Below are 21,081 nucleotides of genomic sequence, written 5' to 3'. Positions count from 1 at the left end.
ATAGCAGCGTCTCGCGTCTGCGCATGGGGGCTTCGAAACTGAAGGAGTCTCTTGCCATGCGTGCCTTGATTGCCGTTGTCCTGACCACTGCTGTTGCCCTGCCTGCCGCGGCGCTGGCCAAACCGTCGCTTCGCGACGTGCAGGAAATCGAAGACCCGCTGTTTGCCGTCGCTGTGGCCAAGGAGGTCTCGGACTATTGTGACGAAATCTCCCCCCGCTACCTGAAAGGGCTGGGCGAGTTGCGCCGGCTCAAAGCGCGGGCAAATGCGCTGGGGTACTCGGACGCGGAAATCCGCGACTACATCGAATCTGATGCCGAAAAGGACCGGATGCGTGCCAAGGGAGAACAACTCCTGGCGCAAAACGGCGTGGATTACGGCAAACCGGAAACCTTCTGCGCCTATGGCCGCGCGGAAATCGAAAAGAACAGCGCGATCGGCGTGTTACTGAGGGCGAAATAGACCATGTCTGACCTCCGCAAGATCAACATTGACGGAACCGAGATCGAGGTGGATGGGGCAATGACCCTGATCCAGGCCTGTGAGGAGGCCGGCGTCGAGATCCCGCGCTTCTGCTATCATGAGCGGCTGTCCATCGCGGGCAACTGCCGCATGTGCCTGGTTGAAGTTGTCGGCGGCCCGCCGAAGCCGGCGGCCTCCTGCGCGATGCAGGTGCGTGATCTGCGCCCCGGCCCCGAAGGCCAGGCGCCGCAGGTGAAAACCAACTCGCCGATGGTCAAGAAGGCCCGCGAAGGCGTGATGGAATTCATGCTGATCAACCACCCGCTGGACTGCCCGATCTGCGATCAGGGCGGCGAATGCGACCTGCAGGACCAGGCGATGGCCTATGGCGTCGACTTCTCCCGCTTCCGCGAGCCCAAGCGCGCGGTGGACGATCTGGATCTAGGGCCGCTGGTCGGCACCGCGATGACCCGCTGTATCTCCTGCACCCGCTGCGTGCGCTTCACAACTGAGGTCGCAGGCATCACCCAGATGGGCCAAACGGGGCGCGGCGAGGATGCGGAGATCACCTCCTATCTGAACGAAACCCTGCAATCGAACCTGCAGGGCAACATCATCGACCTCTGCCCGGTGGGCGCGCTGACGTCCAAGCCCTATGCGTTTACTGCCCGTCCGTGGGAGCTGACCAAGACCGAAACCATCGACGTGATGGATGCGCTTGGCTCGAACATCCGGGTTGATACCAAGGGCCGCGAAGTGATGCGCATCCTGCCGCGCAACCACGACGGCGTGAACGAGGAGTGGATCAGCGACAAGACCCGCTTTGTCTGGGACGGCCTGCGCCGCCAGCGCCTCGACCGTCCTTATGTGCGCGTCGACGGCAAGCTGAAGCCCGCCACCTGGCCGGAAGCCCTTTCCGCGGCGGCAAACGCCATGAAGGGCAAGAAGGTTGCGGGCCTGATCGGCGACCTGGTCCCGGTTGAGGCGGCTTTTGCGCTGAAACAGCTGGTCGAAGGCCTGGGCGGCAAGGTTGAATGCCGTACCGACAATGCCCGCCTGCCGGTCGGCAACCGTGCAGGCTATGCCGGCACCGCCACCATCGAGGACATCGACAGCGCCAAGTTTATCCAGCTGATCGGCACCAACCCGCGTGACGAGGCGCCGGTGCTGAACGCCCGCATCCGCAAGGCCTGGCTGAACGGCGCGCAAGTGGGCCTGGTTGGCCAGCCGGCAGACCTGACCTATGACTATGCCCACGTGGGCACTGACCGTGCCGCGCTGGAAAGCTTGCTGGACAAGGACTACGGCGCCGTCAAGGACGCGCCCTCCATCGTGATCGTGGGGCAGGGCGCCCTGCGCGAGGCTGATGGCCTGGCGGTTCTGGCCGCCGCGCAGAAGCTGGCTGCAGATACCAACTCCAAGCTGCTGGTGCTGCACACCGCCGCCTCCCGCGTTGGTGCGATGGATGTCGGTGCTGTGACCGAAGGCGGCATGGCAGCGGCTATCGACGGGGCAGAGGTGATCTACAACCTCGGCGCTGATGAGGTGGAAATCGACGCAGGTGCATTCGTGATCTACCAGGGCTCCCACGGCGACCGCGGCGCACACCGCGCCGACGTGATCCTGCCGGGCGCGGCCTATACCGAGGAAAACGGCCTGTTCGTGAACACCGAAGGCCGCCCGCAGCTGGCCATGCGCGCGAGCTTTGCGCCGGGCGAGGCCAAGGAAAACTGGGCGATCTTGCGTGCGCTCAGCGCCGAAGCCGGTGCTCAGCTGGGCTATGACTCGCTGGCGCAGCTGCGCCAGGCGTTGGTGGCTGAGGTTCCGCACCTGGCCCGGATCGACGAAGTGGCTGAGAAGGACGGCGAACTGCTGGAACAGGACAAGCTCGGTAACGCCGGTTTCCTGCCCGCGGTCAAGGATTTCTACCTGACCAACCCGATCGCCCGCGCGTCCCAGCTGATGGCGGAGCTCTCAGCAGGCGTGAAGGCCCGCGCAACCGGGAAAATGGCTGCCGAATGATCCGGTTCGCCCTCATAACCCCCTTTCTGCTGTCCGCTTGCGCCATGGCGCCCGGCAGCGGAGGAGTGCGGCCCGCCCCGGTATACGACGGGGTGGAGACCAGCCTGCTGGAGGGCGATCTGGTGCAATTTCACGTTTCCATGCGCGGTCCGCGCCTGGAGGGCGATCTCGATACCTATGCGGAATGCGCCGCCGCGCAATACGCGCTGATCCGGGGCTACGGGTTTGCGCGCCATGTGCGCACGACAACGAAACAGGCAGGGGGCAGCCGGACCGCTGATGCGGTCTACCTGATTTCGCCCTCTCTGCCGCGCGGGCTGCGCACCATCGACGCCGAAGTCGTGGTCGCGGATTGCGCGGCGAACGGAATACCCACGGTGTGAGGACCTATGGCTGATTTCTTTAACACTCCAGGCGGCATCGCTGTTCTGATCCTGGCGCAAGTGCTTGCAGTTGTTGCCTTTGTGATGATCTCGCTCCTGTTCCTCGTCTACGGGGACCGCAAGATCTGGGCCGCGGTCCAGATGCGCCGGGGCCCGAACGTGGTGGGCGTCTATGGCCTGCTGCAATCGGTGGCCGACGCGCTGAAATACGTGGTGAAAGAGGTGGTGATCCCGGCCGGCGCCGACCGCACCGTCTTCATCCTGGCGCCGATGACCTCCTTCGTGCTCGCGATGATCGCCTGGGCGGTGATCCCGTTCAACGACGGCTGGGTCCTCAGCGACATCAACGTCGCTATCCTCTATGTCTTCGCGGTGTCCTCGCTGGAAGTTTACGGCGTCATCATGGGCGGCTGGGCATCGAACTCTAAATACCCGTTCCTGGGCAGCTTACGCTCCGCGGCACAGATGATCTCCTACGAGGTTTCCATCGGCCTGATCATCATTGGCGTGATCATCTCCACCGGGTCGATGAACTTCGGCGACATCGTGCGCGCGCAGGACGGTGATCTGGGCCTGTTGAACTGGTACTGGATCCCGCATTTCCCGATGGTGTTCCTGTTCTTCATCTCGGCGCTGGCGGAAACCAACCGCCCGCCGTTCGACCTGCCGGAAGCGGAATCCGAACTGGTTGCGGGCTACCAGGTGGAATACTCCGCCACACCGTTCCTCTTGTTCATGGCCGGTGAATACATCGCCATCTTCCTGATGTGCGCGCTGACAACCCTGCTGTTCTTCGGCGGCTGGCTGTCCCCGATCCCGGGCCTGCCTGATGGCGTCCTGTGGATGGTCGCCAAGATGGCGTTCTTCTTCTTCCTCTTCGCAATGGTAAAGGCGATCACCCCGCGCTACCGCTACGATCAGCTGATGCGCCTGGGCTGGAAAGTGTTCCTGCCGTTCTCGCTGGCCTGGGTGGTCTTCGTGTCCTTTGCTGCAAAATTTGACTGGTTCTGGGGCATCTTTGCCCGCTGGACCGTGGGAGGCTGACCGATGGCGAACATCGACTACACCCGCGCCGCCAAATACTTCCTGCTGCAGGATTTTTGGGTCGGCTTCAAACTGGGGCTCAAGTATTTCTTCGCGCCCAAGGCCACTCTGAACTACCCGCACGAGAAGGGGCCGCTGTCGCCCCGCTTCCGCGGTGAGCACGCGCTGCGCCGCTACCCGAACGGCGAGGAGCGCTGCATTGCCTGCAAACTCTGCGAGGCGATCTGCCCGGCGCAGGCGATCACCATCGACGCGGAACCGCGCGAGGACGGCAGCCGCCGCACCACGCGCTATGACATCGACATGACCAAATGCATCTACTGCGGTTTCTGTCAGGAAGCCTGCCCGGTGGACGCGATTGTCGAAGGCCCGAACTTCGAGTTCGCGACCGAGACCCGCGAGGAGCTGTTCTACGACAAGGAGAAACTCCTGGCCAACGGTGAGCGCTGGGAAGCCGAGATTGCCCGCAACCTGGAAATCGACGCGCCCTACCGATGAGGCGCGGGCGCAAAAGTTTTCCAAAAACTTTTGCCAAGAATTTTGCTGAAAATTCTTGGCCGGAGGAGAGGACATGACCAAACAGCCGCCCAATCCGTTTGAGGCCATGATGGAACAGATGCAGGCCCAGGCCCAGCAGATGGCCAAGGCGTTCAACCCGGCGCTGGAGAACTTCTCGCCCTCCGAGGCCTTCAGGGAGTTCGAGGCACTGTGGCCCACCATGCCCAAAGAGGTCATGGAAATGATGTTCGGCAACACCGTCAACAAGGACGGGCTGGATGCCAAGACCCGGCTGCTGCTGACACTGGCCGGGCTGACAATGCAGGGCGCGCAGGCTGACAGTGCCGTGCGCCAGACCGTGCGCCACGCCCTCGCGGCCGGCGCCAAGAAACAAGAGATCGTGGAAACGATCGGACAGATGTCGGTGTTTGCCGGCATTCCGGCCATGAACCGGGCGCTGGATTTGGCGCAAACGGTCATGGACGACAAAAGGGACGATGAGACATGAGCGTTTTTGCCTTCTACCTCTTCGCCATCAGCGCCATTACCGGCGGGCTGTTCACCGTGATCAGCCGCCAGCCGGTCCATTCGGTGCTGTGGCTGATCCTGGCCTTCCTTTCCTCGGCCGGGCTGTTTGTGTTGCTGGGGGCGGAGTTCGTCGCCATGCTGCTGGTCATCGTCTACGTGGGCGCGGTCGCGGTGCTGTTCCTGTTTGTGGTGATGATGCTGGACGTGGACTTTGCCGAGCTGAAGGCGGAGATGGCGCGCTACATGCCGCTGGCGCTGCTGATCGGCCTTGTGATCCTGATGCAGTTCGTGATGGCCTTCGGGGTTTGGGAAACCGCCCACAAGGCGCCTGAACTGCTGGCCAATCCGGTGCCTGCGGACCGCCACAACACTGAGGCGCTCGGCCTCATCATCTATGATCAATATTTCCTTCTGTTCCAGCTGGCGGGCCTGATCCTGCTGGTGGCGATGATCGGCGCGATCGTGCTGACTCTGCGCCACCGCACCGACGTCAAGCGCCAGGACGTGGTTGCCCAGATGATGCGCGACCCGGCCAAAGCGATGGAGCTCAAGGACGTGAAACCGGGGCAGGGGCTGTGATCCAATGATTGGACTTGAACATTATCTGACCGTCGCGGCGACCATGTTCGTCATCGGCATTTTCGGGCTCTTCCTGAACCGCAAGAACGTGATCATCCTGCTGATGAGCATCGAACTGATGCTCCTGGCGGTGAACATCAACCTGGTCGCCTTCTCTTCCTTCCTGGGCGACCTGGTGGGGCAGGTTTTCACCCTGTTCGTGCTGACCGTGGCCGCCGCTGAGGCTGCCATCGGCCTTGCGATCCTGGTCTGCTTCTTCCGCAACCGCGGCACCATCGCCGTCGAAGACGTCAACGTGATGAAGGGCTAAAGAACCATGGAAACCATCCTCCTCTTTGCCCCTCTGGTGGGGGCCGTGATCTGCGGCTTCGGCCACAAGATGATCGGCGAGAAAGCCGCCACCGTGACCGCCACGGCACTGCTGTTCCTGTCGGCGCTGCTCAGCTGGATCACCTTCCTGGCGTTCGACGGGGTGACCCAGAACATCGAGATCTTCCGCTGGATCGAAAGCGGCTCGCTGTCGACCTCCTGGGCGATCCGCCTGGACCGTCTGACCGCGATCATGCTGATCGTGATCACCACGGTCTCGTCGCTCGTGCACCTCTATTCCTTCGGCTACATGGATCATGACCCGCAGTGGAAAGAGGGCGAAAGCTACAAGCCGCGCTTCTTTGCCTACTTATCGTTCTTCACCTTCGCGATGCTGATGCTGGTGACGTCGGACAACCTGGTGCAGATGTTCTTCGGCTGGGAAGGCGTGGGCGTTGCCTCCTACCTGCTGATCGGTTTCTACTACCGCAAGCCTAGCGCCAATGCGGCGGCGATGAAGGCCTTTATCGTCAACCGCGTCGGCGACTTCGGCTTTGCGCTGGGGATCTTCGGCCTGTTCTTCCTGACCGACAGCATCAACCTGGCGGACATCTTTGCAGCGGCTCCGACGCTGGCGGAAACCCAGGTTTCTTTCCTGTGGACCGAGTGGAACGCGGCGAACCTGCTGGCCTTCCTGCTGTTTGTCGGCGCGATGGGCAAATCGGCGCAGCTCCTGCTGCACACCTGGCTGCCGGACGCGATGGAAGGCCCGACCCCGGTGTCGGCGCTGATCCACGCTGCAACCATGGTGACCGCGGGCGTGTTCCTGGTCTGCCGCATGTCGCCGCTGATCGAGTTCGCGCCTGAGGCCGCGGCCTTCATCACCGTGCTGGGCGCAGCAACCGCCTTCTTTGCCGCGACCGTGGGTCTCGTGCAAAACGACATCAAGCGGGTGATCGCGTACTCGACCTGCTCGCAGCTGGGCTACATGTTCGTGGCGGCTGGCGTTGGCATGTACTCGGCGGCGATGTTCCACCTGTTCACCCACGCCTTCTTCAAGGCGATGCTGTTCCTTGGCGCCGGTTCGGTGATCCATGCGATGCACCACGAGCAGGACATGCGGAACTACGGCAACCTGCGCAAAAAGATCCCCTATACCTTCTGGGCGATGATGATCGGTACGCTGGCCATTACCGGCGTCGGTATTCCGCTCAGCGGCTGGGTTGGCTTTGCCGGCTTCGTCTCCAAGGACGCCATCATCGAAAGCGCCTATGCGGGCGACTCGATGTTCGGCTTCTGGGCGCTGGTGATCGCGGCCTTCATGACCTCCTTCTACTCGTGGCGCCTGATGTTCATGACCTTTTACGGCGAGGCGCGCGGGGACAAGCACACCCACGACCACGCGCATGAAAGCCCCTGGACTATGCTGGTGCCGCTCGGCGTGCTGGCGGTGGGCTCGATCACCGCAGGCATGATCTGGTACGGCAGCTTCTTCGGCCACGCTGATCAGGTCGGCAAGTTCTATGGCATCCCGGTGGCCGAAGCCTCCGCTGCGGATCATGGCGAAGAGGCCGCGCATGGCGAAACCGCTGCCCTTGGCGAGGAAGCTGCGCACGGCGAAGCGGCTGCTCACGGCGGTGAAGGTGAGCACCACTATGTGTTTGCCGGCCAGCCGGGCGAGGGCGCGCTGTATATTGCGCCGGACAACCACATCCTGGAGGATGCCCACGCGGCGCCGAAATGGGTGAAACTGTCCCCGTTCATGGCAATGCTGGGCGGCCTGGTGCTGGCGCTGTGGTTCTACATCTGGAACCCGTCGCTGCCCAACCGCCTGGCACAGCAGCAGCGTCCGCTGTACCTGTTCCTGCTTAACAAGTGGTACTTTGACGAAATCTACAATGTGATCTTCGTCAAACCGGCTCTGGCCCTGGGCCGCTTCTTCTGGAAGCGCGGCGACGGCGGAACCATCGACGGCTTCCTCAATGGCCTTGCCATGGGCGTTGTGCCCTTCTTCACCCGTCTCGCCGGACGCGCACAGTCCGGGTACATCTTCACTTATGCCTTCTGGATGGTGCTGGGTATTGCAGCCCTGGTCACCTGGATGTCGATCGGCGGAGGAGCGCACTGATGGACAATCTCCTTTCTATTGTCACCTTCATCCCGGCGCTTGCGGCGGCCATCCTGGCCCTGTTCCTGCGCGGGGAGGATAAGGCGGCGCAGCGCAACGCCAAGTTTGTTGCGCTCTTTGCCACCACGATCACCTTCCTGGTGAGCCTGGGCATCTACGCCCAGTTCGACCCGGCCAACACCGGCTTCCAGTTCCTGGAAGAGGCTGAGTGGATCTTTGGCCTCAAGTACAAGATGGGCGTCGACGGCATCTCGGTTCTGTTCGTGATGCTGACCACCTTCATCATGCCGCTGACCATCCTGGCCAGCTGGAACGTGACGACCCGCGTCAAGGAATACATGGTGGCCTTCCTGCTCCTGGAGACCCTGATGCTGGGTGTCTTCATGGCGCTGGACCTGGTGCTGTTCTACCTGTTCTTCGAGGCGGGTCTCATTCCGATGTTCCTGATCATCGGCATCTGGGGCGGCAAGGAGCGGATCTACGCCTCCTTCAAGTTCTTCCTCTACACCTTCTTCGGCTCAGTGCTGATGCTGGTGGCGATGGTGTTCATGTATGTGGATGCCGGCACCACCGACATTGAAACCCTGCTGACCCACAGCTTCTCGGCGGCGTCCTTTGACGTGCTGGGTGTTCACATCGTGGGCGGTGCGCAGACGCTGATGTTCCTGGCCTTTTTCGCCTCCTTCGCGGTGAAGATGCCGATGTGGCCGGTGCACACCTGGCTGCCGGACGCGCACGTGCAGGCGCCGACTGCGGGCTCCGTGGTGCTGGCAGCGATCCTGCTGAAGATGGGCGGCTACGGCTTCCTGCGCTTCTCTCTGCCGATGTTCCCGGTGGGCGCGGACGTGATGACCGATGTGGTCCTGTGGATGTCCGCGATTGCGGTTGTCTATACCTCGCTGGTGGCGATGGTGCAGGAGGACATGAAGAAGCTGATTGCGTACTCCTCGGTTGCGCACATGGGCTTTGTCACCATGGGCATCTTTGCGGCCAACCAGCAGGGCATCGACGGCGCCATCTTCCAGATGCTGTCACACGGCTTCATCTCCGCCGCGCTCTTCCTTTGCGTTGGCGTGATTTATGACCGGATGCACACCCGCGACATCGACGCCTATGGCGGTCTGGTGATCCGGATGCCTGCCTACGCGCTGGTCTTCATGTTCTTCACCATGGGCAACGTCGGCCTGCCGGGCACCTCGGGTTTTGTCGGTGAATTCCTGACCCTGATGGGTGCCTTCCAGAAAAACACCTGGGTGACCGCGGTGGCGGCGACCGGCGTGATTTTCTCGGCAGGCTATGCGCTGTGGCTCTACCGCCGCGTGGTCTTTGGCGACCTGATCAAGGGCAGCCTGATGGGCATCCGCGACATGTCCGCGCGCGAGCGGTTCGTCTTTGCACCGCTGGTCGCCATGACCCTGCTGCTGGGTGTCTACCCGTCTCTGGTCACCGACATCATCGCGCCCTCGACCGAGGCGCTGATCGCAAACTTCAACCAGTCTCTGGCGGCGGCCGACACCTCGGCAGCCACCCAGATTGCTTCGCATTAAGGGAGCATCAGGCAGATGATCCAAGCTGATCTTACTGTAATCCTGCCAGAGATCATTCTGGCGCTCTATGCCATGGCTGCGCTGATCGGCGCGGTCTACACCACCAGGGACAAGCTGGCGGCCCCGCTGGTCTGGAGCACTGCAGCGCTTATGGCGGTGCTGGCGTTCTGGATTGCCAGCAGCCCGGCCGGCACCCAGACCGCCTTTGGCGGCATGTTCATCGACGACGGCTTCTCGCGCTTTGCCAAGGTGGCGCTGCTTCTGGGCGCCTCGGCGGTGCTGCTGGTCGGCCAGGACTACATGGCGCGCCGCGGCATGCTGAAGTTCGAATACCCGATCCTGATCGCGCTGGCTGCCGTCGGCATGATGATGATGGTCTCCGCGGGCAACCTGATGTCGCTCTACATGGGGCTGGAGCTGCAGTCGCTGTCGCTCTACGTCGTGGCCGCCATGCGCCGCGACAGCGTCAAGTCGACCGAGGCGGGCCTCAAGTACTTTGTGCTGGGCGCGCTGTCCTCCGGCCTGCTGCTGTACGGTGCTTCGCTGGTCTACGGCTTTGCAGGCACCACCCAGTTCGCGGGCATCATCCAGGTGGCAGAGCAGGGCCATATGTCCATCGGCATGCTGTTCGGCCTGGTGTTCATGATCTCGGGTCTTGCGTTCAAGGTCTCGGCAGTGCCCTTCCACATGTGGACCCCGGACGTCTACGAAGGCTCGCCGACCCCGGTCACCGCCTTCTTTGCCACCGCGCCCAAGGTAGCGGCGATGGGCCTGTTCGCGCGTGTGCTGCATGACGCATTCGGCGGCGCTATTGCCGACTGGCAGCAGATCATCGTGGTGCTGTCGGTGCTGTCGATGTTCCTGGGCGCCATCGCGGCGATCGGCCAGCGCGACATCAAGCGGCTGATGGCCTTCTCCTCGATCGCCCACATGGGCTATGCGATGATCGGCCTGGCCGCAGGCAGCGAAGCGGGCATCACCGCGATGCTGGTCTACCTGGCGATCTATGTCACCATGAACATCGGCACCTTCTCCTTCATCCTGATGCTGGAAAAGGACGGTAAGCCGGTCACCGATATCCTGGCCCTGAACCAGTTTGCCGCGCGCGAGCCGGGCAAGGCGCTGGCGGTGCTGATCCTGATGTTCTCGCTGGCCGGTGTGCCGCCGATGCTGGGTTTCTTTGCCAAGCTGGGCGTGTGGAAGGCCGGTGTCGACGCGGGGCTGATGGGGCTGGTTGTGGCCTCTGCCATCGCCTCGGTCATCGGTGCATTCTATTACATCCGGATTGTCTTCTACATGTACTTCGGCACTGGCGAAGACGATGTCGAGGCGAAGGGCTCTCCGGTTCTGACCGTTGCGCTGATGGCCTCTGCCGCGATGATGCTGGTCGGGCTGGTTTACCAGTTCGGTGTGGACACTGCGGCGGCTGCCGCCGCAGCAACCCTTGTAAATTGATCTGCTTTTCAGGCAGGCTGAGAAGGCCCGGTCACGCGACCGGGCCTTTTCGCACTTTCGAGGAGCGCAGATGAGCTGGCCAGCAGGATATGGGAAACGGGTGCTTGACGAGCTGGACAGCACCCTGAATGAGGCCGCCCGCATCGCCGGAGAACTGGCGGGCCCGGAGTGGATCCTGGCGCTGCGCCAGACCCAGGGGCGCGGCCGCCGCGGGCGCGACTGGAAAGACCCCAAGGGCAACTTTGCCGCCACCCTGGTGATGCGCCCGGAAGGCGCGCCGGACCAAGCGGCGCTGCGCAGCTTTGTTGCCGCGCTGGCGGTCTATGATGCCTGCGTCGCTGTGACAGGGCGCAGCGAGGGGCTGTCGCTGAAATGGCCCAATGACGTGCTGCTGAAGGGCGGCAAGCTGGCGGGCATCCTGCTGGAAAGCGCTGGCAACGGGGCGGGGGTCAATCATCTCTTTGTCGGTATCGGCGTCAATCTGGTGGAAACCCCGATGAAAGAGTGGCTGGAGCCCGGCGCGGTTTACCCGGTGTCGCTCCTGTCGGAGACCGGCGTGCAGGTCTCGCCTGAAGAGTTCCTGGAGGCCGTCGCCGGTGCCTTTGCCCGCTATGAGCAGCAGTTCTCGACCTACGGGTTCGAGCCGATCCGCACCGAGTGGCTTGCACGCGCAGCCAAGCTGGGCGAGGTGATCACTGCCAAGACTGCGTCGTCTGAAACCGAAGGCACCTTTGAAACGGTGGACGGCAGCGGCAACCTTGTCCTAAACACCGCCAAGGGCCGCGTCAGCATTCCCGCGGCCGACATCTATTTCTAGGAAGGAGCAGCAATGCTTCTGGCAGTTGATTGCGGCAACACCAATACCGTCTTCTCGATCTATGACGGCGAGAAGTTCATCGGCATGTGGCGCACCGCCACCGAATGGCAGCGCACGGCGGACCAGTATTACGTCTGGCTCAACACGCTGATGCGGCTGCAGGGTATCGAGGCGGATATCACCGACATGATCATCTCCTCGACTGTCCCGCGGGTCGTGTTCAATCTTCGCGTTCTGGCTGACCGCTATTTCAACACACGGCCGCTGGTGGTGGGCAAGCCCGGCTGCCTGCTGCCAGTTGCGGTGCGGGTGGACGAAGGCACTCAGGTCGGCCCCGACCGCCTGGTCAACACGGTTTCCGGTTTCGACGCTCACGGCGGCAATCTGATTGTGGTGGATTTTGGCACTGCCACCACCTTTGACGTGGTGGCCGAGGACGGCGCCTATGTCGGCGGAGTGATCGCGCCCGGTGTGAACCTCAGCCTGGAGGCGCTGCACCAGGCCGCTGCTGCGCTGCCCCATGTGGATATCTCCAAACCTGAAAATGTAATCGGCACCAACACAGTCGCCTGCATGCAGTCCGGCGTGTTTTGGGGCTATGTCGGCCTCGTCCGCGAAATCTGCACCCGGATCAAGGCAGAGCGCGGCGTCGCCATGAAAGTCATCTCAACAGGCGGGCTGGCGCCTTTGTTCCAGCAATCCGCAGATCTGTTCGACGCATTCGAGGACGACCTCACGATGCACGGGCTTCAGATCATCCATAAATACAATAAGGAAAACGGTACTGACGCATGAGCAGTGAAAGACTGATCTACCTGCCTCTCGGCGGGGCAGGCGAAATTGGCATGAACGCCTATGTCTACGGCTATGGCCCCCAGAACAAAGAGCGCCTGGTCCTGGTCGATCTTGGTGTGACCTTCCCCGATATGGACACCTCGCCGGGTGTCGACCTGATCATGCCCGACATGACCTGGCTCAAGGAGCGCGCCGACCGGCTGGAGGGGATTTTCATCACCCACGGCCACGAGGACCACATCGGCGCCATCGCCCATATGTACGCGCATCTGAACGTCCGCATCTACGCCCGCGCTTTCACCGCCAACCTGGCGCGCCGCAAGATGGAGGAGGCAGGCCACGACCCGGCCAATGTGCACACTGTGCAGGCCTGGCCGGAAACAACCAAACTCGGCCCCTTCACAATCGGCGTAGCCCCGATGAGCCACTCGATCCCCGAAAGCGGCGGGCTGGTGATCGACAGCCCGGCAGGGCGGGTGGTGCATACCGGCGACTTCAAGCTGGACCCCAATCCGCTGGTGGGTGAGCCCTTTGACCCCGAAATGTGGGCAGAGATTGCGGGCGGCGGCATCCAGGCGCTGGTTTGCGATTCCACCAATGTGTTCTCGCAGCACCCGGGCCGCTCGGAAGCGGAGCTGCCGGAGGAAATCACCAGGCTGTTCTCCGAGGCAAAGGGGCTGGTGGCTGCCACGACCTTCGCCTCTAACGTGGCGCGGGTGAAAACCCTGGCGGAAGCGGGTGTCAAGGCGGGCCGTTCTGTTGTCCTGCTGGGCCGCGCCATGCGCCGGATGATCGAGGCGGCGGTGGAAACCGGCGTGCTGACCGATTTCCCGAAAACGATCAGCCCCGAGGACGCCGCCAACGTGCCGCGCGATAACCTGATGCTGATCACCACCGGCAGTCAGGGCGAGCGCCGCGCCGCCACCGCGCAGCTGGCGCGCGGCAAGTACCGCGGGCTGGAGCTGAAGGAGGGCGACCTGTTCCTGTTCTCCTCCAAGACCATTCCGGGCAACGAAAAGGGCGTCATCCGCATCATCAACCAGTTCTCGGAAATGGGCGTGGATGTGGTTGATGACAGCTCGGGTCTCTACCACGTGTCGGGCCACGCAAACCGCCCGGACCTTGAGGAAATCCACAAGCTCCTGAAGCCCAAGATGCTGATCCCGATGCACGGCGAGCACCGCCATCTGCGCCAGCACGCCCGCCTGGGCGAGGAGAAGGGCATCGCGAGCGCAGTCGTTGTGAACGGCATGATGATGGACCTGACCGGCGATGCGCCGAAAGTGACCGAGTGGATCGAAACCGGCCGCACCTATCTGGACGGCACCGTCAAATACGGCGCGATGGACGGCATCGTGCGCGACCGCATCCGGATGGCGCTGAACGGCCATGTGGTGGTGACGGTGATCCTGGACGAGGACGACGAGCCGCTGGGCGAACCCTGGTGCGACGTCAAGGGCCTGCCGGAAACCGGCAGCTCCAAGGCCGCGCTGGTGGAGGTGATGGAGGAAGACCTGAACCAGTTCCTGATGCGTGCCGGTGCCAAGACCCTGCGCGACGACGACAAGCTGGAGCAGGAACTGCGCCGCATCGCCCGCCAGAGCGCCCACAGCGAGATCGGAAAGAAGCCCGAGGTCACGGTTGTGGTCAGCCGTATGCGCTGATCCTTCGGTACAGCGCATGGCAGGGCAGGGCGGTGCTCCCGCCCGGCCCAAGCCGCATCCAAAGATGCAGCAGGCCCCGTTGGGCCAAGCGCCGCGTGCCCTGACAGGCCCGCGGCGCTGTTGCGTCTGGCGGCCTCCGTACAACGAGAAACGCCGCGGCCCCATGGGGCGCGCGGCGTTTTCATGTCCATGCTGCTGCCGGAGCCCGGCAGGAGCTTCAGCCGTGCAGCGGGCGGGCGCAGCTGGGGCAGGAGATGACCTTGCGCGGGGCGCGGAACAGGGCGCGGAACAGGCTGCGCATCATGCTGGCAAAAGCCTCTGCGCGCAGCTCGTGGGCGCGGGCCTCGATTGCCTGGAATTGGGAAATGGTCAGGGTTTGGGTGTCTTTGGTGTTCATGCTCAGCCCATCATCAATGGCGCGTTTCTATGTTGCGAAAGCTATACGCCCGTTGCCGCAGGCTGACACCGGCCAAGTTCGAAGACCCGGTATGCTGCAACTGCAAAGGTCACCATGCTGCGGCTGCATGGCCGCTGAGGGCCGCGCCGCAGGACCCATCAACGAAAAAGGCCGCCCCGGAAAGGAGCGGCCCTGAAACGTTCTGCTGCGCCGGTCAGCTGGCGCGGCGCTCCGCAAAGCTGAGCGCGATGAAGCTTGGCAGGTGGTCGCCCATGCCAACCACGACCTTGTCGTCGCGCTTGCCGTATTTCCCGCGCGAAGACGAACGTTCGTGTTTCTGCGCAGGTTTATCTTCCTTGCGGGGCGTGCGGGTCTCGGTGTCGGCCTTGGCGGTATCCGGCTTGCCAGAGTCGTCCTTCGCGGCGCGGGCAGGCTTCTCGCGTTTGGGCTCCGGCTTCACCGGGTTTTCCAGGCGGGTGATATCTTTCTGGATCAGCTTCTCCACCGCATCCAGCGCCTTTTCGTCGCGCTGGGTGCAGATGGTGATTGCCTTGCCCTCACGTCCGGCACGGCCGGTGCGGCCGATGCGGTGGACATAGTCCTCGGCGTGGCCCGGCACGTCGAAGTTGAACACATGGCTGACGCTGGGCACGTCAAGGCCGCGGGCGGCCACATCCGAGGCCACCAGAATTCGCAACGAGCCTTCGCGGAAGGCATCCAGTGTTTTTGTCCGCTGGCTCTGATCCAGGTCGCCATGGATGGCGGCGGCGTCATAGCCGTATTTCTTGAGCGATTTCGCGCAGATATCCACATCCGTCTTGCGGTTGCAGAAGATGATGCCATTGGTGAGCTTGTCGCCTTCGGCGTCGATCAGGGCGCGCAGAACCTTGCGCTTTTCGCTGCCCTCACGGTCGCGGCGCGAGGCCTTGAACTGGACCACGGCCTGTTCGATGGTTTCCGACGCGGTGGCCTGACGGGCCACTTCGATGCGGGCCGGACCCGACAGAAAGGTGTTGGTGATCCGCTCGATCTCAGGCGCCATGGTGGCCGAGAAGAACAGCGTCTGACGGGTGAACGGCGTCAGCGAGAAGATGCGCTCGATATCCGGAATAAAGCCCATGTCGAGCATCCGGTCAGCCTCGTCCACCACCATGATCTGCACGCCGGTGAGCAGCAGCTTACCGCGTTCGAAATGGTCCAGCAGGCGGCCAGGGGTGGCGATCAGCACGTCGACGCCCTTGTCGATCAGCGCGTCCTGCTCCTTGAAGGAAACACCGCCGATCAGCAGTGCCTTGGTGAGCTTCACGTGCTTGGCATAGGTGTCGAAGTTTTCCGCCACCTGGGCGGCCAGCTCGCGGGTGGGGCACAGCACCAGGCTGCGCGGCATCCGGGCCCGGGCGCGGCCGCGGGCCAGAAGGGTGATCATCGGCAGCGTGAAGGACGCGGTCTTGCCGGTGCCGGTCTGGGCGATTCCCAGCACATCACGCCCTTCCAGCGCGGGCGGAATCGCACCGGCCTGGATCGGCGTGGGGGTTTCATAACCAGCTTCCTCAATAGCTTTGAGGACCTTGGGATTCAGGTTCAGATCGGTAAATTTTGTCATCTGTGTCCGTCATTGCGGACACTGACCTGGCCCGCGCGTGTGTGTTCCAGCCGGATCCGCAAATGGTCATGCGGGATGGCAGCTTCCAGCTCGATGCGGGGCATATCAAAATCCCGCGCGATCGTCAATTAATGCCGGATTTTACAGTATTTTCGCCTCTGGACTATGCAGAAAGGAAACAAATCCGCCGGAAACCGGGCAGTGTGCAGGGCAATCGTGGTGCTGCGGCCGGGCCGGCGAATCTGCTGCCGGCCGCAGGAGGGGGCAAATTGAAACGCCCGGAAGGCCGGGCGTTTCCGTCAGATCATCATTTCCTTGGTCGCGGTCAGGTTCAGATCGGGATAGTCGCGCACCACCCGGTCGATGTCCCACTGCAGCCGCGTCAGATAGACGATGTCGCCGTCGTGGTCATGGGCGATGTGCTGCTTGTTGGCGTTGATGAACTTGTCCACTGCCGCCTTGCCGCCGCTGACCCAGCGGGCCGAGGTGAACTGGCTCGCCTCGAACCGCACGGGCAGGCCGTATTCCATCTCGATCCGGCTGGCCAGCACTTCGAACTGCAGCTGGCCCACCACGCCGACGATGAAGCCGGAGCCGATCGAGGGTTTGAACACCTTGGCCGCACCTTCCTCGGCAAACTGCATCAGCGCCTTTTCCAGGTGCTTGGCCTTCATCGGGTCGCCTGCGCGCACGGTTTGCAGCAGTTCCGGGGCAAACGACGGGATGCCGGTCACCCGGATCGCCTCGCCCTCGGTCAGCGTGTCGCCGATGCGCAGCTGGCCGTGGTTCGGGATGCCGATGATGTCGCCAGCCCAGGCTTCCTCAGCCAGTTCCCGGTCGGAGGCCAGGAACAGCACCGGGTTGGACACCGCCATCGGCTTCTTGGTGCGCACATGCGTGAGCTTCATGCCGCGCTTGAAATGGCCGCTCGCCATCCGCACGAAAGCCACCCGGTCGCGGTGCTTGGGGTCCATATTGGCCTGAACTTTAAAGACAAATCCGGCCACCTTCTTTTCGTCCGGGCTCACCTGACGGGGCTCAGCGGATTGGGGCTGCGGCTCGGGGCCGTATTTGCCGATGCCGTCCATCAGCTCCTTGACGCCAAAGGAGTTGATGGCGGAGCCGAACCAGATCGGCGTCATGTGGCCTTCAAGCACCGACTGCGGGTCCAGCGCGGGCAGCAGCTCGCGCGCCATTTCGACCTCTTCCAAGAGCTTCTCCAGCAGGTGCTCCGGCACGTGCTCGGCCAGCTTGGGATCGTCCAAGCCGTTGATTTCAATGCTTTCCGCCACCTTGTTGCGGTCGGCGCGGTCCATCAGCTCCAGCCGGTCGCGCAGCATGTCGTAGCAGCCGATGAAATCGCGGCCCACCCCGATGGGCCAGCTGGCGGGGGTCACGTCAATCGCCAGCATCTCTTGGATTTCGTCAATGATTTCAAAGGTGTCCCGGCTTTCGCGGTCCATCTTGTTACAGAAGGTCAGGATCGGCAGGTCGCGCAGGCGGCAGACCTCGAACAGCTTCTGGGTCTGGCTTTCCACACCTTTGGCGCCGTCAATCACCATCACCGCCGCATCCACCGCCGTCAGGGTGCGGTAGGTGTCCTCGGAGAAGTCCGAGTGGCCCGGCGTGTCCACCAAGTTGAAGCGGAAGCCGCTGAAATCAAAGGACATTGCCGAGGCGGAGACAGAGATCCCGCGGTCCTTTTCCATCTGCATGAAGTCCGAGCGCGTGCGCCGCGCCTCACCCTTGGCGCGCACCTGGCCGGCCATCTGAATCGCGCCGCCGTAAAGGAGGAACTTTTCGGTCAGCGTGGTCTTGCCGGCGTCCGGGTGCGAGATGATCGCAAAGGTCCGGCGGCGGGCAATTTCGGGCGGCAGTTCGGGGCGGTTTGTGACGGAATCCAGCATGAGCGCGCGTATAGCAGGAATGCCGCGCGAGGCAAGAAAAACAGGGGCTGCGATAGCGGACAGCCAGAGTCCTCCGGGTTAACTTCAGTTTAGTCTATGAATTTGATAATGAGTTTTCTGTGCCACTTCTGAAGGGGCGTTGACTGGCAGGCTTCAAGAGCAGCTCCAAAGTGAGAAAATCAGGTGCAGCAAGACGAATTTTCTGACCATTTCGAGGTTTTGGATGCGGTTGAACTTGCTGTTATCGTTTTGAAGGTCGGGGCGGATGGCATGCCGCGCTACGCAGCGATGAACCAGAAAGCGCGCGAGTTCACTGAGTTCGAATACAGCGATTTTGCAGGAAAGACTGCTCTTGAACTTTACGGAGGGGCAACCGGGCGCCGCGCCTTAAACCTGCACCTCAAGGTAATAGAAACCAGAAAAGAAGCAACCTATGATATTGTGCTGCCGACGGAACATAAACCTAAAAACCTTCGCACAACGCTAAGACCGGTTTTCAACGATCAGGGTTCGGTAGTTTATTTGGTCGGCTCTTCTGCGGATGTAACGTCTGAAAAGGAGCGTGACGAAGCGTTGGAGCTGACGAAAATGGCGCTGGAAAAGGCGGAGGAAGCTAGCCAGGCAAAGGAACGCTTCCTCGCCAATATGAGCCACGAAATCCGAACGCCTATGAACGGCATTTTGGGAATGTGCGAGCTCCTGAAAGAGACAGAATTGGATGAGCAGCAGGCTCTGTTTGCGAACACCATCTTTAATTCCGCGAACGCTTTGCTGATCGTGATTAACGACATTCTGGATTTTTCCAAGATCAAATCTGACAAGATTTCTCTGCATGACGCCCCGTTTTCCTTGCTGGATCTGGTGCAGGATGTGGGTACGCTTCTTTGGGCAAAAGCTGCGTACAAAGGGATAGACCTGCGTACTGAATATTCCGATGCCATCCCGCGTGAATATGTCGGTGATGCGAGCAAGATCCGCCAGATCCTGATGAATTTGCTGGGTAACGCGATCAAATTTACGGAACAGGGTAACGTCACCGTCCGCGTTTCGTTAGAGGAAGATGAGGCAAAACGTCCGCTGCGCATTCAGGTGTCCGATACGGGAATAGGGATAAAAGAGGATCAACTCAGCTGGATCTTTTCCGCGTTCGAACAAGTTGATCGTCAAGTTACGCGAGTGGTGGAGGGAACCGGCCTGGGCTTGGCGATCACCAAGGCGTTGGTAGAGCGGATGGGCGGGAAAATTTCCGTTTCTTCTATCCCTGGCGAAGGAACGGTTTTTTCGGTCAGTCTGGATTTGAAGCAGCCGGATCACGAGGCTTCTATCGGACCGGATGCCATTCAGCCGATCCTTGACGAAAGTAAAGCACTGCATGCCAGTGGCGGTGCCAGCCGGCTTGAACTGAAATCGGACGCGTTAGCTGGTTTTCGGGTTCTCATTGCCGAGGACAATAAAACCAATCAACTGCTTTTGCGCAAAATGCTGAAGTCTTCGGGAGCAGATCTACAATTTGCGGGTAACGGTCAAATCGCTTTGGATCTCTACAAGTCTGATCCCAATGACCTGATTCTTATGGATCTGTCCATGCCGGTTTTGGGCGGTTTGGAGACAACGCGCCTGATCCGCGCGTATGAAAAGGCAACGGGTCTGGCCGAATGCCCTATTGTAGCTCTTACAGCCAACGCCCAGCCCAGCGACGTAGAGGCCTGCCTGGCTGCTGGTATGAATGACTTCCTTGCGAAACCCTTCCGCAAGAATGCGTTATTGGCCCGGATGCTGCGCTATATCAATGCGGGCACTTCCGGTCTGAATGGAAAAGCTCCCGGTTAGGTTGTCAAAGAATTGGCGCAGCGGCATTCAGCAGCTTGCGACTTACTTAAATAAAAAATTAGCGAAGCGACGCCCGTTTCAATACACCCACCGCATCCGGCCGGTCCAGCAATGACCGGCTCACGTCCAGGCCGTGGGCGCCGCTCTTGTGGGCGGCGGGCAGGGCGCCGGGCTCGTTTCCAGCGCGGGCGGCGAAAACATCCTCCGGCAGCGCGGGGCGGGTGACGGGGTCGAGGAAGGTGCTCTCGGCGGCGATGCCCTCGGCATAGATAATGTGGTGGCGGTCGAACAGGATCTGGAAGTAATCGGCAAAGCCGCCGTCCAGCACCACCACGCTGTCGCCGTTCACCAGATCGCGGGCGCGGACCAGGATCTCGGGCGCGCCGGCGCCGATCTCGTCGCTGCGCTGGTAGACCATCAGCCGGTGGGCGGGGCTGACGATCAGGTCGTTGGCGTTGTTGAGCGCCCCCTTGCGGATCAGGATCGGGGCCAGATCGCCGACCGCGCGCAGAGTGGACTGGCCGACCCAGCGGACTTGCTGGATGCCGTCGTCGCGGGTGAGGACGCGGTCGCCGGGGCGCATCTGCTCGATCGGGCGCTGTTCGCCGGTCGAGAGCGTGATGCGGGTGCCGCGGGTGAAGGAGACGCAGGCCGATTGCGCCAGCTTGCGCCGGGCGGGCCCGCGCTCGGCCTTGACCAGGGTATAGGGCATCTGCGGCCGCAGGGGGGCGAGCGGCACCAGGCAGATGGCGGCGATATAGCCCTCGGTATCGGCCTCGACCAGCACCAGGATTTCGGTGTTGGGGCCGCGGTCGGGCATCAGGGTGAGCAGGCAATCGAGGTGCAGCGCGGCGCCGGGGGTGCCTAGCGCGGAGTTGTCCGCGACGGAGAGGCTGCCGTCGTGATGGGCGGCGATGCCAAGCCGCTGCGGGGCGGAGGCGGCGTCCAGCATGTAGATGTCATCCAGCACCAGATCCTCAAGCACGCTCAGCGGGTCGCCCATGTTGGCGCCGTACTCAACGCGGAAATGCTCGGCCCGGTGGGCCTGAACGGAAGTGAGGCTGGCGGTCAAGGTCTGTCCCATAAGCGGCTGGTGTCTGAGTGCATAATTGTG

At 62.1% G+C, this 21,081-nt stretch carries 19 protein-coding genes; 15 read left to right on the top strand and 4 right to left on the bottom strand.

Annotated elements, in window-relative coordinates; all coding sequences use genetic code 11:
• Positions 1-56 precede the first annotated feature (56 nt).
• The 14 genes from AC5STI_RS07285 to AC5STI_RS07220 all read left to right on the top strand — a co-directional run bounded on the left by AC5STI_RS07285 (position 57) and on the right by AC5STI_RS07220 (position 14,230).
• Positions 57-461 (top strand): DUF5333 domain-containing protein, encoded by a 405-nt coding sequence (locus tag AC5STI_RS07285; RefSeq protein WP_495446194.1) that lies wholly within the window; start codon positions 57-59, stop codon positions 459-461.
• Between the two features lie 3 nt (positions 462-464).
• On the top strand, positions 465-2,483 hold the full coding sequence (gene nuoG, locus AC5STI_RS07280; RefSeq protein ID WP_495446193.1) for an NADH-quinone oxidoreductase subunit NuoG: 2,019 nt from the start codon (positions 465-467) through the stop codon (positions 2,481-2,483).
• Positions 2,480-2,866, top strand: coding sequence for a YNQ4 family lipoprotein (locus AC5STI_RS07275; RefSeq protein WP_495446192.1), 387 nt, complete (start codon positions 2,480-2,482; stop codon positions 2,864-2,866). The genes nuoG and AC5STI_RS07275 overlap by 4 nt, the downstream gene beginning before the upstream one ends.
• 6 nt (positions 2,867-2,872) lie before the next feature.
• Positions 2,873-3,910, top strand: a complete 1,038-nt coding sequence (gene nuoH / locus AC5STI_RS07270; RefSeq protein ID WP_039145417.1) for an NADH-quinone oxidoreductase subunit NuoH — start codon at positions 2,873-2,875, stop codon at positions 3,908-3,910.
• 3 nt (positions 3,911-3,913) lie between these two features.
• Positions 3,914-4,408 (top strand): NADH-quinone oxidoreductase subunit NuoI, encoded by a 495-nt coding sequence (nuoI, locus tag AC5STI_RS07265; RefSeq protein ID WP_027237101.1) that lies wholly within the window; start codon positions 3,914-3,916, stop codon positions 4,406-4,408.
• A gap of 73 nt (positions 4,409-4,481) precedes the next feature.
• Positions 4,482-4,916 (top strand): carboxymuconolactone decarboxylase family protein, encoded by a 435-nt coding sequence (locus AC5STI_RS07260; RefSeq protein WP_475052928.1) that lies wholly within the window; start codon positions 4,482-4,484, stop codon positions 4,914-4,916.
• Complete coding sequence (locus AC5STI_RS07255; protein ID WP_421053488.1) at positions 4,913-5,515, top strand: NADH-quinone oxidoreductase subunit J; 603 nt, start codon at positions 4,913-4,915, stop codon at positions 5,513-5,515. The genes AC5STI_RS07260 and AC5STI_RS07255 overlap by 4 nt, the downstream gene beginning before the upstream one ends.
• Positions 5,516-5,519: 4 nt before the next feature.
• On the top strand, positions 5,520-5,825 hold the full coding sequence (gene nuoK / locus AC5STI_RS07250) for an NADH-quinone oxidoreductase subunit NuoK (protein ID WP_222502136.1): 306 nt from the start codon (positions 5,520-5,522) through the stop codon (positions 5,823-5,825).
• A 6-nt stretch (positions 5,826-5,831) separates the two neighbouring features.
• Positions 5,832-7,952 carry an NADH-quinone oxidoreductase subunit L gene (nuoL, locus tag AC5STI_RS07245; RefSeq protein ID WP_495446191.1) on the top strand — a complete coding sequence of 707 codons (2,121 nt, stop codon included), beginning with the start codon at positions 5,832-5,834 and terminating at the stop codon, positions 7,950-7,952.
• Positions 7,952-9,499, top strand: a complete 1,548-nt coding sequence (locus tag AC5STI_RS07240) for an NADH-quinone oxidoreductase subunit M (RefSeq protein WP_490399261.1) — start codon at positions 7,952-7,954, stop codon at positions 9,497-9,499. The genes nuoL and AC5STI_RS07240 overlap by 1 nt, the downstream gene beginning before the upstream one ends.
• Before the next feature lie 15 nt (positions 9,500-9,514).
• Entirely contained in the window at positions 9,515-10,954 is a 1,440-nt protein-coding gene (gene nuoN, locus AC5STI_RS07235; protein ID WP_495446190.1) for an NADH-quinone oxidoreductase subunit NuoN, read from the top strand.
• 70 nt (positions 10,955-11,024) lie between these two features.
• Positions 11,025-11,771 carry a biotin--[acetyl-CoA-carboxylase] ligase gene (locus AC5STI_RS07230; protein ID WP_495446189.1) on the top strand — a complete coding sequence of 249 codons (747 nt, stop codon included), beginning with the start codon at positions 11,025-11,027 and terminating at the stop codon, positions 11,769-11,771.
• A 12-nt stretch (positions 11,772-11,783) separates the two neighbouring features.
• Positions 11,784-12,566, top strand: coding sequence for a type III pantothenate kinase (locus AC5STI_RS07225; protein ID WP_475052917.1), 783 nt, complete (start codon positions 11,784-11,786; stop codon positions 12,564-12,566).
• A complete protein-coding gene (locus AC5STI_RS07220) occupies positions 12,563-14,230 on the top strand; it encodes a ribonuclease J (protein WP_495446188.1) in 1,668 nt (555 codons plus the stop codon). The genes AC5STI_RS07225 and AC5STI_RS07220 overlap by 4 nt, the downstream gene beginning before the upstream one ends.
• Positions 14,231-14,447: 217 nt before the next feature.
• On the opposite strand, the gene AC5STI_RS07215 is transcribed toward AC5STI_RS07220, so the two are convergent.
• The 3 genes from AC5STI_RS07215 to AC5STI_RS07205 all read right to left on the bottom strand — a co-directional run bounded on the left by AC5STI_RS07215 (position 14,448) and on the right by AC5STI_RS07205 (position 18,137).
• Positions 14,448-14,627, bottom strand: a complete 180-nt coding sequence (locus AC5STI_RS07215) for an RSP_7527 family protein (protein ID WP_475052912.1) — start codon at positions 14,625-14,627, stop codon at positions 14,448-14,450.
• Between the two features lie 214 nt (positions 14,628-14,841).
• Positions 14,842-16,230, bottom strand: coding sequence for a DEAD/DEAH box helicase (locus AC5STI_RS07210; protein ID WP_495446187.1), 1,389 nt, complete (start codon positions 16,228-16,230; stop codon positions 14,842-14,844).
• A gap of 299 nt (positions 16,231-16,529) precedes the next feature.
• On the bottom strand, positions 16,530-18,137 hold the full coding sequence (locus AC5STI_RS07205; RefSeq protein ID WP_495446186.1) for a peptide chain release factor 3: 1,608 nt from the start codon (positions 18,135-18,137) through the stop codon (positions 16,530-16,532).
• Positions 18,138-18,320: 183 nt separating this feature from the next.
• Between AC5STI_RS07205 and AC5STI_RS07200 the strand changes: the two genes are divergently transcribed.
• The gene (locus tag AC5STI_RS07200; protein ID WP_495446185.1) at positions 18,321-19,967 is read left to right on the top strand and encodes an ATP-binding protein; all 1,647 of its coding nucleotides are present in this window, start codon (positions 18,321-18,323) and stop codon (positions 19,965-19,967) included.
• Positions 19,968-20,025: 58 nt separating this feature from the next.
• Here the strand turns inward: AC5STI_RS07200 and AC5STI_RS07195 are convergent, their stop codons facing one another.
• Entirely contained in the window at positions 20,026-21,051 is a 1,026-nt protein-coding gene (locus AC5STI_RS07195; protein ID WP_495446184.1) for a Hint domain-containing protein, read from the bottom strand.
• Positions 21,052-21,081 lie beyond the last annotated feature (30 nt).

The sequence above is a fragment of the Leisingera sp. CC-HEC096 genome (genome assembly GCF_059429235.1).
This window is presented reverse-complemented; position numbering and strand designations above follow the sequence as displayed.